Origin of the sequence: Ferrimonas sp. (assembly GCF_048263965.1) — a bacterium.
Taxonomy (GTDB): Bacteria; Pseudomonadota; Gammaproteobacteria; order Enterobacterales; family Shewanellaceae; genus Ferrimonas.
The window spans coordinates 1-12,994 of record NZ_JBLXDO010000016.1 but is presented as its reverse complement, the minus strand read 5'-3'; the positions used below and the strand labels follow the sequence as shown (position 1 = coordinate 12,994).

At 59.0% G+C, this 12,994-nt stretch carries 15 protein-coding genes and 1 pseudogene; 7 read left to right on the top strand and 9 right to left on the bottom strand.

Annotation, left to right across the window (positions count from 1 at the left end; translation table 11 throughout):
• The first annotated feature begins 165 nt into the window (after positions 1 to 165).
• Positions 166 to 1,485 carry a DEAD/DEAH box helicase gene (locus tag ACN0RV_RS13875; RefSeq protein ID WP_417348395.1) on the top strand — a complete coding sequence of 440 codons (1,320 nt, stop codon included), beginning with the start codon at positions 166 to 168 and terminating at the stop codon, positions 1,483 to 1,485.
• 46 nt (positions 1,486 to 1,531) lie between these two features.
• On the opposite strand, the gene ACN0RV_RS13870 is transcribed toward ACN0RV_RS13875, so the two are convergent.
• The 7 genes and pseudogenes from ACN0RV_RS13870 to prmA all read right to left on the bottom strand — a co-directional run bounded on the left by ACN0RV_RS13870 (position 1,532) and on the right by prmA (position 5,848).
• Positions 1,532 to 1,888: a ribonuclease E inhibitor RraB gene (locus tag ACN0RV_RS13870; RefSeq protein WP_286341300.1), complete on the bottom strand. Its 357-nt coding sequence runs from the start codon at positions 1,886 to 1,888 to the stop codon at positions 1,532 to 1,534.
• Positions 1,889 to 1,990: 102 nt separating this feature from the next.
• A pseudogene (locus tag ACN0RV_RS13865) lies at positions 1,991 to 2,200 on the bottom strand (RNA-binding S4 domain-containing protein); the annotation flags it as partial.
• Between the two features lie 105 nt (positions 2,201 to 2,305).
• On the bottom strand, positions 2,306 to 2,725 hold the full coding sequence (locus ACN0RV_RS13860) for a glutaredoxin family protein (protein ID WP_417348393.1): 420 nt from the start codon (positions 2,723 to 2,725) through the stop codon (positions 2,306 to 2,308).
• Between the two features lie 254 nt (positions 2,726 to 2,979).
• Positions 2,980 to 3,264 (bottom strand): hypothetical protein, encoded by a 285-nt coding sequence (locus tag ACN0RV_RS13855; RefSeq protein WP_417348391.1) that lies wholly within the window; start codon positions 3,262 to 3,264, stop codon positions 2,980 to 2,982.
• A gap of 211 nt (positions 3,265 to 3,475) precedes the next feature.
• Positions 3,476 to 3,781 carry a DNA-binding transcriptional regulator Fis gene (gene fis, locus ACN0RV_RS13850; RefSeq protein WP_028109733.1) on the bottom strand — a complete coding sequence of 102 codons (306 nt, stop codon included), beginning with the start codon at positions 3,779 to 3,781 and terminating at the stop codon, positions 3,476 to 3,478.
• A gap of 25 nt (positions 3,782 to 3,806) precedes the next feature.
• The gene (gene dusB, locus ACN0RV_RS13845; RefSeq protein ID WP_417348389.1) at positions 3,807 to 4,766 is read right to left on the bottom strand and encodes a tRNA dihydrouridine synthase DusB; all 960 of its coding nucleotides are present in this window, start codon (positions 4,764 to 4,766) and stop codon (positions 3,807 to 3,809) included.
• 197 nt (positions 4,767 to 4,963) lie between these two features.
• Complete coding sequence (prmA, locus tag ACN0RV_RS13840; protein WP_417348387.1) at positions 4,964 to 5,848, bottom strand: 50S ribosomal protein L11 methyltransferase; 885 nt, start codon at positions 5,846 to 5,848, stop codon at positions 4,964 to 4,966.
• A 256-nt stretch (positions 5,849 to 6,104) separates the two neighbouring features.
• Here prmA and ACN0RV_RS13835 point away from each other — a divergent pair, with 256 nt between their 5' ends.
• The 3 genes from ACN0RV_RS13835 to ACN0RV_RS13825 are packed head-to-tail and all read left to right on the top strand — an operon-like array spanning position 6,105 to position 9,492.
• Positions 6,105 to 6,803: a fumarate reductase cytochrome b subunit gene (locus tag ACN0RV_RS13835; RefSeq protein ID WP_417348386.1), complete on the top strand. Its 699-nt coding sequence runs from the start codon at positions 6,105 to 6,107 to the stop codon at positions 6,801 to 6,803.
• 11 nt (positions 6,804 to 6,814) lie between these two features.
• On the top strand, positions 6,815 to 8,764 hold the full coding sequence (locus ACN0RV_RS13830; protein WP_417348384.1) for a fumarate reductase flavoprotein subunit: 1,950 nt from the start codon (positions 6,815 to 6,817) through the stop codon (positions 8,762 to 8,764).
• The gene (locus tag ACN0RV_RS13825; protein ID WP_417348382.1) at positions 8,761 to 9,492 is read left to right on the top strand and encodes a fumarate reductase iron-sulfur subunit; all 732 of its coding nucleotides are present in this window, start codon (positions 8,761 to 8,763) and stop codon (positions 9,490 to 9,492) included. The genes ACN0RV_RS13830 and ACN0RV_RS13825 overlap by 4 nt, the downstream gene beginning before the upstream one ends.
• 51 nt (positions 9,493 to 9,543) lie before the next feature.
• Here ACN0RV_RS13825 and maoP read toward each other — a convergent pair whose 3' ends face one another.
• Complete coding sequence (gene maoP, locus ACN0RV_RS13820; RefSeq protein ID WP_417348380.1) at positions 9,544 to 9,924, bottom strand: DUF413 domain-containing protein; 381 nt, start codon at positions 9,922 to 9,924, stop codon at positions 9,544 to 9,546.
• A gap of 205 nt (positions 9,925 to 10,129) precedes the next feature.
• Between maoP and ACN0RV_RS13815 the strand changes: the two genes are divergently transcribed.
• The 3 genes from ACN0RV_RS13815 to ACN0RV_RS13805 all read left to right on the top strand — a co-directional run bounded on the left by ACN0RV_RS13815 (position 10,130) and on the right by ACN0RV_RS13805 (position 11,860).
• Positions 10,130 to 10,468 carry a DUF3302 domain-containing protein gene (locus ACN0RV_RS13815; protein WP_417348379.1) on the top strand — a complete coding sequence of 113 codons (339 nt, stop codon included), beginning with the start codon at positions 10,130 to 10,132 and terminating at the stop codon, positions 10,466 to 10,468.
• A 3-nt stretch (positions 10,469 to 10,471) separates the two neighbouring features.
• Entirely contained in the window at positions 10,472 to 11,467 is a 996-nt protein-coding gene (locus ACN0RV_RS13810; protein WP_417348377.1) for an HlyD family secretion protein, read from the top strand.
• Between the two features lie 114 nt (positions 11,468 to 11,581).
• Complete coding sequence (locus tag ACN0RV_RS13805; protein ID WP_417348375.1) at positions 11,582 to 11,860, top strand: helix-turn-helix domain-containing protein; 279 nt, start codon at positions 11,582 to 11,584, stop codon at positions 11,858 to 11,860.
• Positions 11,861 to 11,920: 60 nt separating this feature from the next.
• On the opposite strand, the gene udp is transcribed toward ACN0RV_RS13805, so the two are convergent.
• Entirely contained in the window at positions 11,921 to 12,685 is a 765-nt protein-coding gene (udp, locus tag ACN0RV_RS13800; protein ID WP_417348373.1) for a uridine phosphorylase, read from the bottom strand.
• Positions 12,686 to 12,994: the final 309 nt, after the last annotated feature.

Below are 12,994 nucleotides of genomic sequence, written 5' to 3'. Positions count from 1 at the left end.
GGTGCCACAGGTGGATGTTTGCCAAGGTTCAATGGCTTAGCTGCCGGTGTCCCCCCTTTGATGCCATGGCTGCCCTGAAGGTGGCGAAATATTGCCGGCTGGAGAGGATTCAGGCGGTTTCGTGTATACTGTGCGCTTCGAATTTTTTGGGTTGGAGTATCACCTTTGCAATTTTCTGAACTGGGTCTCGACAAGCGGTTGGTTGAGCGTATGGATCATCAGGGCTTCCAGCAGGCCACTGACATTCAGCAGCAGGCCATTCCGGTCGCCATCGCCGGCAAGGACCTGCTGGCTTCCTCCAAGACGGGATCCGGTAAAACCCTGGCTTACCTGCTGCCTGCGGTTCAGAGAGTGATGAAGCAGAAAGCCCTGAGCAAGCGCGACCCTCGGGTGGTGGTGCTGGCCCCAACCCGGGAGCTGGCCAAGCAGGTCTACGGCCAACTGCGTAGCCTGATCTCCAACACCAGCATCAAGGGTGTGCTGATTCTCGGCGGAGAAGACTTCAACCAGCAGAGCAAAGATTTGGCGAAAGATCCCCATTTCGTCATCGCCACCCCGGGGCGACTGGCGGATCATCTGGAGCACGGCCACCTCTACCTCAACGGCCTGGAGCTGCTGATCCTGGATGAGGCGGATCGGATGCTGGACCTGGGCTTTGCCGAACAGCTCAATGCCATCCACAAGGCGGCGGATCACCGTCGCCGTCAGACCCTGATGTTTTCCGCCACCCTGGACAGCGCGGTGGTGAGCGAGTTTGGCCAGGACCTGCTCAGTGCCCCGGCCCGGGTGCGCATCGATGCCGAGCAGCAGATGCACGCCAACATCCACCACACCTTTATCCTGTCCGATCACTTGGATCACAAGCAGGCACAGCTGATGAAGCTGCTGGAGGAGAAGCCGTTCAACCAGGCGATGCTGTTTACCGCCACCCGGGCAGACACCGACCGTCTGGCTCAGCTGCTGGCGGAGCAGGGGTACACCACCCTGGCCCTGTCTGGGGACCTCAGTCAGTCGGCCCGCAACCGCATCATGGATGAGTTTGCCGCCGGTAAGGCGCAGATCCTGGTGACCACCGATCTGGCCAGCCGTGGACTGGACATCAGTCAGGTTTCCATGGTGATCAACTTCGATCTGCCCAAGCACTCCGAAGAGTACATCCACCGCAGTGGCCGTACCGGTCGTGCCGGTGCCACCGGGGAAGCCTACTCCCTGGTGGGCCCCAAGGACTGGAAGGCGGCGGAAGACTTGCAGCGTTTCCTGGGCCAGAGCCTGAGCTTCGAAGCCCTGGAGGGGATGGAAGCCAAGTTCAAGGGATTCAAGCCCAAGCCCAAGGCCAAGAGCGTCAGCACAGGCGACAAGGGTGGCCCGAAGAAGGCGGCGCCGAAGAAGCCTGCCGCGCCCAAGAAGAAGCGCAAGACCGCCTTTGTGCTCAAGGATGCCGGCGAGCTGCCCTTCATTCCGAAGAAGCCCAGCTCAGAGGAATAAAAAAACGCGCCGAAAGGCGCGTTTTTCTTATGGGGCGGAGTCGCTGTTACTCCAGGCCGTCGTCGACGTCGTCGTCCTCAGGCTCCAGCATGCCCCAGCCGTCACTCTTACCCTTGTACTTCTTGCACAGGGCGGTCAGGGTCTTCTCAATCTCGCAGATGGGGCCATGCTCGGGCACCATCTCTGTTACCAGGCGCAGCTCCCACTCCTTGGCGGCCTCGTTGTAGTTCAGGTAGAGGCCACAGCCCGGGTACTCCTTCTGGACCCGCTCAGCCGCCTTGCGGCCCTGCTCCTCGTCGGCAAACAGCACGTAGAAGTCCAGCATATAGGGCTGGCTCAGATCGATGCCTTCACCCTGCATCAGTTCCAGCAGTTCGCCGGTGGGATCGGAGGGAAATGTCATGGGTTCTCTCTTTGGTTAAAACTCGATGGAGGGGCGGGCCCGCTTCTTGGGGGCACTGCTCTTGGCCTGGGCCTTGGGTTTGGCGCCCTCCTGGGGAGGAGCGATGGTGACCATCTCGCCATTGAAGCTGACCCGATCGCCAGCCACCAGCTTGCGCCGCTTGCGGGTTTCCAGCTCGTCGTTCACCTCAACCATGCCCTCACTGATCACCAGCTTGGCGTCGCTGCCGGAACCGACCCAGCCCTGAACCTTCAGCACTTTATACAGCTCGACGAAATCACACCCCGGCATCAGGGGCAGTTGCTCACTCATCAGTCTCTGTCCTGTTAAATCAACGGCGATAGTATAGCGGTAATCGTTGTGGAAGCGGGAGCGGGAAGAAAGGAAAAAGGTGCAGACTGGGGTTGTGCTGCACCCTTAAGGTAAAACATTCTCTTTTGCCAGCTGCTGCTCTATCAGCTTGGGCTTGTTGCCATAGATCAAGGTGTCGCCAATGAGGAGGATGGGTACGCTGTCACAACCCAGGGGTACGTGTCCTTGAAACCAGTTTGAGCTGGCCGACAGGTCACGCTCCTCAAATTTCACCCCCCGGTTCGCAAGAAGTGAGTGGATCTCCCTGCTTGCTGGACACCAGCTGGCGTTATAGATAACCACCTGGGCCTTGCTGTCTCCGGAATAGGCCGAGAAGTCTCCTTGAAACTGAGCGGGGGGATGGGTCAGGCTCTCCAGGGCGACCATCAGTACCAGTGCCGAAAACGGCAACAGCAACAGTTGAGCCACATTGGTCAGCAAGGGCCAGAGAGAGGAGTTGGCTTGCTGGTCCCGGAGCGTCGACATGACGTACCTCCCGCAGGGATATCAGGAACTGTCCGTTGGGCAGCAAAAAAAGGGGAGAGGTTGTCTGGACCTATCACTCCCTTGACTGCTGCCCAGACGCCTACAGAATACCGATGGCACCGGGTGGCCGACAGTGGTGACTTCCGCTCCTTCGTGTGAGAGATCAGCCATTTACAACGTAAAGCATTCGCCGGATTGGCGAAAAACAGTTCAGATAGGATTGGACCAAGCTGGCCAAGCCTACATGTGACACCTTAGTGCAGGGTGCGGGTCAGGGTGCTTTGGGTGGTAAGCATCCACAGAACATCCACGTCGGGCTCTGAATCCGGGTTAGCTGCCAGGGCGTCGTTAATCTGTCGGCACACCTCCTGAGCGACGGCGCAGTACTCCGAGGATTCACAGTAAACCATGCACAGCCCGAGGAAGTCGCCGTTGACCTTGTCACTCCAGTTCAGGGCAGCCAGGGCCCGACCCAACAGATCCATCTCCTCAAGGGACTTGGTATTGAAGGCTGCTTCGATGAGGGAGTCTAAGTGCATGCTGTCTCTCCTTGGCATTGGCTGACAGGTTACTCCTGACTGTTTTACTCCCCTGGTTTTTAAGGGTCAAATTATTGATGAGTCGAAACTTTTTCTTGTGGCTGTGTGGGAGGCATGACCCGAAAGGAGAGGGGGGCGGAGGCCTGAAACGAAAAAAACCCTTAGCTCAGAGAGCTAAGGGTTTGAATTTTAAAACTTTAGAGCAGAGCTCTTAGTTCATGCCGTACTTCTTCAGCTTCTTGCGCAGAGTACCGCGGTTGATGCCCATGATGTTGGCAGCACGGGTCTGGTTACCACGGGTGTACTGCATGATGATGTCCAGCAGGGGCTGTTCCACTTCGCACAGGACCATCTCGTACACTTCAGAAGCTTCCTGGCCGTCCAGCTGAGCAAAGTAGTTGCTTACGGCGCGCTTCACGGAGTCGCGTAACAGCTGAGGCTTCACGGTGCCGTTGGGGGTTTCGATCTGGCCTACGGTCAGTTGTGCTTCTGGATGGGAGTTCTGCTGATCAAACATACTGCCTTGCTCTTAAATTAAATTGTTAAACCTGGTCAAAATAGCGCGTCAACGCTTCGAGTTGCGCTGCGGCACTTTCCAAACGATTAAACTCGCGTCGTACCGAATCCTGCTGCTGGTGCGTCAGGTACCAACCCACATGCTTCCGGGCGATGCGAAGACCACGCTCTTCGCCGTAGAAACGGTGCAGGGTGTCCAGGTGCTCCAGCATGATGCCCCGAATCTCTTCCTGGCTCGGGGCCGCTAGCTTGGTGCCGGTACGAAGAAAGTGCTCGATTTCCCGAAACAGCCATGGCTGTCCCTGGGCGGCTCGACCAATCATGATCGCATCCGCCTGGGTAACTTCCAGGACATGACGCGCTTTCTCTGGGCTGTCGATATCCCCATTGGCGACAACCGGGATGGACACCGACTGCTTGATGGCAGCGATGGTGTCGTACTCCGCCTCTCCTTTATACATGCACTGCCTGGTACGGCCGTGCACGGCGAGGGAGGCGATCCCATGTTGTTCGGCAATCTGGGCAATCTCGATGCCGTTTCGATGCTCTGGATCCCAACCGGTGCGGATCTTCAGGGTGACCGGTACGTCCACGGCGTTAACCACCGCGTCCAGTATCTGCTTCACCCGGTCCGGTTCCCGCATCAGTGCGGACCCAGCCATCTTCTTATTCACTTTTTTTGCCGGACAGCCCATGTTGATGTCGATGATCTGGGCACCACGCTCCACATTGAAGCGCGCCGCCTGGGCCATTAACTCGGGCTCAGCGCCGGCGATCTGTACTGAACGAATTCCGTCTTCACCACCGTGGTCCATCCGCGAGCGCGACTTGTCCGAATCCCAAACTTTGGGATTGGAAGACAACATCTCAGACACGGCTAAACCAGCGCCTAATCGGCGACACAGTGTGCGGAAGGGGAGATCCGTTACCCCGGCCATGGGAGCCACGATCAGCCGGTTTTCCAGTTGATAGGGTCCAATGCGCATGATGACAAATCTCCTCGTACGTTCACGAGGGAGCGCATATTACTCTTTTTTATCAGTGGTGGGAAGGTCAATAAATGTACGAGGAGCAACTTTTTTTGCTTGACATTATTGGAGTTATTTCAATGAGGGCAGGGGGGGCAAAGTGAGTGGGTACTCACATACCCGACCACCCCTGAAATCGTTCGTTTTTTGAACGTTTACTTGCGAGTGCCGCTAATTCGACACCAATCTTCCATTACCGCGGTGTCGTCCAGCTCAAACCACTGGCTGTAAATTTTGCGAAGTTCGTCATTCTGCTCCTGCAGCAAACCGGACAGTGCCAGGCGTCCACCGGGCTTCACCAGGCCGGCGATCAGCGGCGCCAGTTCCCGCAGAGGGCCGGCCAGGATGTTGGCCATCAGCACGTCCGCCTGCAGGTTCTCGGGCTGGTTCTTGGGCAGGTACAGGTCGAAGCGACTCTCTTCGATGCCGTTGCGGCCGGCGTTGTCCCGGCTGGCGGTCAGGGCCTGGGGATCGATGTCGATGCCGATGCAGTGCTGAGCGCCCAGCTTCAGCGCCGCCACCGCCAGGATGCCGGAGCCACAGCCGAAGTCGATCACCTGCTTGTCGGACATCTCCAGGCCATCGAGCCACTGCAGACACAGGGCGGTGGTGGGGTGGGTGCCGGTGCCAAAGGCCAGGCCGGGATCAAGTAATACGTTGACCGCATCCGGCTCCGGGGCCTCGTGCCAGCTGGGGCAGATCCACAGACGCTTGCCGAATTGCATCGGCTTGAAGTTGTCCATCCACTCCCGTTCCCAGTCCTTATCCTCCAGAGCTTCCACCTTGTGGGTGAATTCGGGGCCCAGTTCAGGTTGCGCTTCCAGCTCGGTCACCACCGCCTTCATGTCGGTGATGGCGTCATACAGGCCGATGACGTCGGTGTCGCCCCACAGGCGGGTCTCTCCGGGCAGGGGTTCAAACACCGGGGTGTCTTTGGCGTCCACGAAGGTCACGGAGACGGCGCCGGTTTCGGTCAGGTGATCGCCGATGGTCTCGGCCAACTCACCATTGGTGTTAATGCGGATCTGAATCCAGGGCATAGTGCGCTCATAGTTAAAGAGGTTTGGTTGCCCCTATTGTATGCGACAACGTGTGTGGCTGCATCCGGCGGATGACAAAGGCTGATCACTGACGGCATTTTGAACAGGGGTCAAATAATGTGATTGATTTCACATGGGCGGAAATCCCATGAGTGATCTTGATCAATGACTGGTGTTTTGTCCCTTAACGAGGAGCGGATGGAACCGTATCGTTGATCTTCCTCTTCTAATCCCTACAACAATAATAGGTTTATCTATGACCCCTAATGGAGTAAGCGGTCGTACCGCAGCCAGGCTGGATCGGTGGCAGGGGCTCTCAGGAGCCGCGCTGGCGATCTTCCTGCTGTTCCACCTGCACTTCGAGTCCAGCATCCTGTTCGGTAAAGAGGCGTTTTACCGGGTGGTGCGGATCCTCGAAGCGGGCTTCCTGGATCCCGAAGGCCATGGCTTCCCCGCCCTGACCGTGCTGGTGGCCCTGACCCTGACCGTATTGCTGCTGATTCACGCCATCACCGCCCTGCGCCGCTTCCCTCAGAAGCACCGTCAGTGGCGTGCCCTGAAACAGCAGGCGGGCATGCGCCTGCCCGACACCCGCCTGTGGCTGGTGCAGCTGGTCAGCGGCTTTGCCCTGTTCTTCCTGGTGCCGGTGCACCTGATTGGCATCCTGCTGGATCCCGCCGCCATCGGTCCTCACCAGTCTGCCTACCGCATCGTTGAGCAGGGCTTCGGCTGGCTGTACATGCTGCTGATGCCCCTGGTGGTGTTGCACGCGGTGATCGGCCTCTACCGCTTCAGCCTGAAATGGTGGGGTGACAAGGTCTCCCGCGCCGGTGCTCGGAAGCTGGCCCTGGGGGTCAGCATCTGGCTGCTGGTGCTGGGCAGTGCCAGTCTGGTGGTGTGGCTGGCCGTGGGCCAGAGCCTGCCAGTTCCCCTGACTCCCTACAGCCCCAACTGAGGACAACAATAATGAAAACCATCTATACCGATGCCTTGGTGATTGGCGGTGGGTTGGCCGGCCTGAGGGTGGCCATCGCCTGTAAGGAGCGGGGTCTCAATACCCTGGTGTTGTCGCTGATCCCCGCCAAGCGCTCTCACTCCGCCGCCGCCCAGGGTGGCATGCAGGCCAGTCTGGGCAACAGTGTCAAAGGCGTGGGCGACAATGAGGACGTCCACTTCCAGGATACGGTGAAGGGCTCCGACTGGGGCTGTGACCAGAGAGTGGCGCGGATGTTTGCCCACGTAGCGCCCAAGGCGGTGCGTCAGGCGTCGGCCTGGGGTGTGCCCTGGAGCCGGGTGCAAAAGGGTGACCGCAAGGCGATCGTCAACGCCGAAGAGGTGACCATCACCGAGCCGGAAGAGGCCCATGGCCTGATCACCGCCCGGGACTTCGGTGGCACCAAGAAGTGGCGCACCTGCTACACCGCAGACGGCACCGGTCACTCCATGCTCTACGCCATGGACAACAAGGCGATCAGCCTGGGCATCCCGGTGCATGAGCGTAAGGAGGCGATCGCCCTGATTGAGGACGGCGACCGTTGCCATGGCGCCATCGTTCGCGACCTGATTACCGGTGAGCTGGTGGCCTACCTGGCTCGCACCACCACCATCGCCACCGGCGGCTACGGCCGACTGTGGTCGGTGTCCACCAACGCCATCATCTGTGAAGGCACCGGCCAGGGTATCGCTCTGGAAACCGGTAAGGTGGCCCTGGGTAACCCGGAGGCGATCCAGTTCCACCCCACCGCCATCGTGCCGGTGGGGATCCTGACCACCGAGGGCTGTCGCGGTGACGGCGGCATCCTGAGGGACAAGGACGGCTACCGCTTTATGCCCGACTATGAGCCGGAGAAGAAGGAGCTGGCCTCCCGGGACGTGGTCTCCCGCCGCATGACCGAGCACATGCGCAAGGGCAAGGGGGTGGACAGCCCCTATGGCCCTCACCTGTGGCTGGACATCACCCTGCTGGGTCGGGAACACATCGAGAAGAATCTGCGCGAGGTGCAGGAGATCTGCCAGTACTTCCTTGGCATCGACCCCGCCGAGGACTGGATCCCGGTGCGTCCCACCCAGCACTACTCCATGGGTGGCATCCGTACCGATGAGCAGGGCGAAGCGCCCAACCTTAAGGGGCTGTTCTCCGTAGGCGAGGCCGCCTGCTGGGACATGCACGGCTTCAACCGACTCGGTGGCAACTCCCTGGCGGAGACCGTGGTGGCCGGGATGATCGTCGGTGAATACGTGGCCGACGCCTGTCAGCGCTATGACATGGGCAGCCAGGCCCTGGCGCAGCAGTGCCTCAACCGCGAACAGGCGGACCTCGACCGGCTGCTGGCGCGGGAGGAGGGGGAGAACCCCTTTACCCTGCGTCAGGAGATGGAAGCGATCATGATGGACAAGGTGGGGATCTTCCGCACCGGCGAAGAGCTGGGCAAGGCCGTGGCCGAGCTCAAGTCCCTGGCGGAGCGCTGTGAGAACCTGGTGGTGAACAACAAGAAGCGTCACGCCAACCCCGAGCTGGTGGCCGCCATTCGTCTGCGCAAGATGATCAAGGTGGCGCTGGCGGTGGCCATGGGCGCCGAGGCGCGCACCGAATCCCGTGGTGCCCACTCCCGGGAGGATTACCCTCAGCGTAACGACCGCGACTGGCTCAAGCGCACCCTGGCGTTCTGGCGCGATCACGACATCGACCTGGAGTATGAGGATCTGGACGTCAATGAGATGGAGTTGCCGCCGGGCTACCGTGGCTACGGCGAGGACAACGCCATCGCCCATCCGGACACCGAAGCTCGCTTGCAGGAGGTGGAGGCGATCGCCAAGGAGTTCAGCGACCGTCATCAGCGTCAGCAGCAGACCATGGCCTTCGAGCTGCCCGTTAAGTTCAAACCGAAAAACCAGCGCCGTGGAGAGGATCTATGAGCCGTACCCTGACTTTCCGTATCTTCCGTTACGACCCTCAGCTGCCCGGCGACAAGCCGATGATGCAGGAGTACCAGTTGCAGGAAGCGCCTGGGATGACGGTGTTCATCGCCCTCAACCTGCTGCGTGAGCAGCAGGATCCCACCCTGCAGTTCGACTTTGTCTGCCGCGCCGGCATCTGCGGCAGCTGCGCCATGGTGATCAACGGCTTGCCCACCCTGGCCTGTCGGACCCTGACCAGCAACTTCGGCAAAGGGGTGATCACCCTGATGCCGCTGCCGGGCTTCGAACTGATTGGGGATCTGTCGGTGAACACCGGCAAGTTCATGCGCGCCCTCTCCGAGCGGCTGCAGGCCTGGCTCAACCCCAAAGAGGTGAACCAGGATATGCACCGGCTGGAGCGCCCCATGGAGCCTGAGCTGGCGGACGTCATCTACGAATCGGAGCGTTGCATCGAGTGCGGCTGCTGCGTCTCCGCCTGCGCCACCGCCCAGATGAGGGAAACCTTCGTTGGGGCCGTGGGCTTCAACAAGGTGGCCCGCTTCGCCCTGGACGATCGTGATGCCAGGGACGCCGAGGAGTTCTACCACATCATCGGTGACGAAGATGGCGTGTTTGGCTGCATGACCCTGCTGGGTTGTCAGGACACCTGCCCCAAGAACCTGGATCACCAGGGGCAGGTCGCCTACCTGCGTCGCAAGTTGAGCAGTCCGCAGCGGATCCTCTGATCCCACCGGCAACCACAATAAAAAAGGCCAGCGTAAGCTGGCCTTTCTCGTTTATTCCAGTTCGATGATGTCGTCCTGGTCGCTGCTCAGGTCGTCGCTGCCGCTGTCATCGTCGGCACCATCGTCCTCGGAGGATGACTTGGAGCTCATGGTGAACAGCTTGCGCCTCTGACTCTTGGCAATGTACTTGGTCCAGGCCTGTTCCAGAACCGACTCGGCCGGGCGTTCGCCCCTGGCCATGGAGATAAACTGCTCCTCCTGTGGAGTGACCGGCGGCTGCTTGCCGTCGGCCAGAGCCTTGAGCCGTCGACCGTACTGCTCAAGCAGGTCGGACTCTTTCATGGTGAAGTGGCCTGAACGGGCAAAGCCACGGGGAAAATGCGTGTCATCGAAGAAACGACCGGTTGGCTGAAATCCTTCAATTTGGCTCATGACATTCTCTCTCGGTGTACTGTCTAACGGTGCCCTCTTGTAGAGGACTTTTGTGGAAGATTTGATGGCAAATATAGGACACTTTTATTACGTCGAGATGGGGATTTTGGCAAGGGCACAGCGCACACTTGCGGCGGCAATAAACTGCTGTTTGTTTCCCACGTTGTGTTATGTTTAGAAAACGTTAAGCAGCGCCAGGTGTCTTATGTTCTTAGATTATTTCGCTCTCGCTTTGCTCTTTTTTGTGGGGTTGGTCCTGTTCTACGGCATTATTGCTATCCACGACATCCCCTATGAAATAGCCAAGAAGCGCAACCATCCCCATCAGGACGCCATCCACGTGACCGGATGGGTCAGCCTGTTTACCCTGCACGTCATCTGGCCCTTCCTGTGGATCTGGGCCACCCTCTACCGCGAAGACCGTGGCTGGGGCTTCAAACAGTTGCAGGAACATGAACAGGCTCTGGAGGTCAAGGTGGCCTCCCTGGAGAATGAAGTCGCCAGCCTGCGGGAGCAGGTGGCCAAACTGAGTGGGGAGAGCTAACAGATGGACCTGCTACTCATAATGACCTACACCGCCCTGTGCGTTGCCATCTTTAAAATTTTTAAGATCCCCCTGAATAAGTGGACCGTACCTACTGCGGTATTGGGGGGCGTGGTGCTCATTGGTGCCCTGCTGCTGTTGATGAACTACAACCACCCCTTTACGCCATTGGCGCGTCAGGTATTTGTTACCACGCCCATCGTCCCCTCGGTGAGAGGCCCGGTGGTGGAGGTGCCCGTGGTGGCCAATCAGCCACTGAAGCAGGGTGATGTGCTGTTTCGCATCGATGACACCCGCTACCGGGAAGTGGCGGAAGAGAGGCAGGCCCAGGTGACCGCAGCCACCGCCGACCGGGACCGTACCAAGGGGGAATACCTGAGGTACAAGGAGGGCTACGATAAGGGCGGCGCCTTTACCCGGTCGGAACTGGATATCCGCGAGCAGCTCTACCTGGCCGCGGAAGCCAAGCTGGCGGCTCGCCAGGCGGAATTGACCAATGCGGAGTATGACCTGAGTGAAACCGTGGTCCGTGCCCCCACCGACGGCTACGTGACCCAGGTGGCCCTGCGCCCCGGCATGATGGCCGTGCCCCTGCCGCTGCGTCCGGTGATGGTGTTCATCAACAGCAGCGACTCGGCTTATGTAGGTGCCTTCAACCAGCGCTCGCTGCTGAGGATCAGTGAAGGCTACGAGGCCGAGGTGATCTTCCCCGCCATTCCCGGCCGGGTGTTCAAGGGCAAGGTGTCCCAGGTGCTGCCGAATATAGGCGAAGGTCAGTTCCAGGCTCAGGGGCAGCTGTTCACCACCGCCGTCCTGATGGGCCAGGGCAGGGCCTTTGTCCAGATAGAGCTGGACGATGAGATTGACCAGTACGTGCTGCCGGACGGGGCCAACGCAGAGATGGCGGTGTACTCGGACAGGTTTACCCATGTCTCCATCATCCGCCGGGTACTGCTGAGGATGAAGAGCTGGCAAAACTACTTGTTCCTCGAGCACTGATTTTGTGTAGCAGCAGACAGCTTGGAATTTAAGCTGTTGTTACCATGGATGGAATTTGTTAAGAGTCAGACTGAAACGCCGTCGGTATGGCGAGTCGAATAAGGATTATATGAAATGCTGAACCCTACCTTCAGTCGCCGGCTGATACTGATGCATGAGATCGCCCATCACGAGAAGGCCAGCGTGCCGGCGTTGATGAAGAGTTTGGGCTGGCCTCGCCGCACCATCCAGGATGTGCTCAAGGCACTCATTGGCATGGGGGTACAGGTGGAGTTCATCGAAGACGGCGTGCGCCACAATGACGGCCACTACCGGGTGGCAGACTGGGGCCCCATCGATCCCATCTGGGTGAGGAACAACCTGAACAGCCTGCTTGCCACCCTAGAGCAGTAACGATGTTTCAGGCATAAAAAAAGCTTCGCACCAGGCGAAGCTTTTTTATTGGGCGTCGTCTTAGGACTCGGCAACCATGCGACGGGCGGCTTCCACAACGATGGAAACGGCAGAGGTCTCGGTCTTCTTCATGGTGGCTTCGTCAGGGATCTCCTGCTGGGTGCGGTTTACGATCACACCGGCCACGCAGCCCGCGTACCAACCCTGGCTGGCACACATGGTCAGCAGAGTGGCGGATTCCATCTCGTAGTTCAGTACGCCCATCTCCTGCCACTCTTTCATGGAGTCTTTGAAGCGACGGGTTACGCGACCGGATACGGTGTCGTAACGCTCCTGACCTGGGTAGAAGGTGTCGGAAGAGGCGGTGATGCCCACGTGAGGCTCGTGGCCCAGGTCGTTGGCGGCGTTCACCAGGGCGGTGGTGCAGGCGAAGTCGGCAACGGCAGGGAACTCCATGGGAGCAAAGTGCAGGCTGGCACCGTCCAGACGGACAGAGCCGTTGGTTACGATCACATCACCCACATTAACGTAGTCCTGAATGGCGCCGGTGGTGCCCACACGCAGGAAGGTGTTGATGCCCAGCTGAGCCAGCTCTTCCACCGCAATAGAAGTAGAGGGACCGCCGATACCGGTGGAGCAAACCACAACAGGCTTGCCGTCGAGGTAACCCAGGTAGCTGGTGAACTCACGGGTGCTGGCCAGGAAGGTGGGGTTTTCCATCAGTTCTGCAATGCGCTTTACACGCTCTGGATCGCCGGGAACGATGGCCACGTTGGCGCCGTCCAGCATCTCTTTGGTCAAACCGAGGTGAAACACTGTGCTCATGGTTGTTTCCTTAATTAAGTAAAATTCGGTGGTGCTTAAAAGCGGTGAAACTGATTTCCGTAATTAAACAACATTCAGCTCACATCTTTGTAGACCCATGTGGCATAAATAGCCCATTTTTGCGCCCATGCCTGTGATCTAAGCACAAAAAAAGTAACTTTCAGCCGGTGTGAGCAAAAAAAAGCCGATCGAACACGATTGTGGAGATTTCCCTTGCAGGAAGCGTTCCAGTCCCTATAATGCGCTTCCTGTCGACGGGGCAAAGCGGGTCATCAAACACCGCGCTGAGCAAAACATCGACACCCGGAA

What these genes read in the sequence shown, in the direction of transcription:
- ACN0RV_RS13805 (WP_417348375.1), top strand. Translation starts at nt 11,582, where the DNA reads ATGCTGAACCCTACCTTCAGTCGCCGGCTGATACTGATGCATGAGATC.
- ACN0RV_RS13860 (WP_417348393.1), bottom strand. Translation starts at nt 2,725, where the DNA reads ATGTCGACGCTCCGGGACCAGCAAGCCAACTCCTCTCTCTGGCCCTTG.
- ACN0RV_RS13815 (WP_417348379.1), top strand. Translation starts at nt 10,130, where the DNA reads ATGTTCTTAGATTATTTCGCTCTCGCTTTGCTCTTTTTTGTGGGGTTG.
- udp (WP_417348373.1), bottom strand. Translation starts at nt 12,685, where the DNA reads ATGAGCACAGTGTTTCACCTCGGTTTGACCAAAGAGATGCTGGACGGC.
- fis (WP_028109733.1), bottom strand. Translation starts at nt 3,781, where the DNA reads ATGTTTGATCAGCAGAACTCCCATCCAGAAGCACAACTGACCGTAGGC.
- ACN0RV_RS13810 (WP_417348377.1), top strand. Translation starts at nt 10,472, where the DNA reads ATGGACCTGCTACTCATAATGACCTACACCGCCCTGTGCGTTGCCATC.
- prmA (WP_417348387.1), bottom strand. Translation starts at nt 5,848, where the DNA reads ATGCCCTGGATTCAGATCCGCATTAACACCAATGGTGAGTTGGCCGAG.
- ACN0RV_RS13835 (WP_417348386.1), top strand. Translation starts at nt 6,105, where the DNA reads ATGACCCCTAATGGAGTAAGCGGTCGTACCGCAGCCAGGCTGGATCGG.
- dusB (WP_417348389.1), bottom strand. Translation starts at nt 4,766, where the DNA reads ATGCGCATTGGACCCTATCAACTGGAAAACCGGCTGATCGTGGCTCCC.
- maoP (WP_417348380.1), bottom strand. Translation starts at nt 9,924, where the DNA reads ATGAGCCAAATTGAAGGATTTCAGCCAACCGGTCGTTTCTTCGATGAC.
- ACN0RV_RS13825 (WP_417348382.1), top strand. Translation starts at nt 8,761, where the DNA reads ATGAGCCGTACCCTGACTTTCCGTATCTTCCGTTACGACCCTCAGCTG.
- ACN0RV_RS13830 (WP_417348384.1), top strand. Translation starts at nt 6,815, where the DNA reads ATGAAAACCATCTATACCGATGCCTTGGTGATTGGCGGTGGGTTGGCC.
- ACN0RV_RS13855 (WP_417348391.1), bottom strand. Translation starts at nt 3,264, where the DNA reads ATGCACTTAGACTCCCTCATCGAAGCAGCCTTCAATACCAAGTCCCTT.
- ACN0RV_RS13870 (WP_286341300.1), bottom strand. Translation starts at nt 1,888, where the DNA reads ATGACATTTCCCTCCGATCCCACCGGCGAACTGCTGGAACTGATGCAG.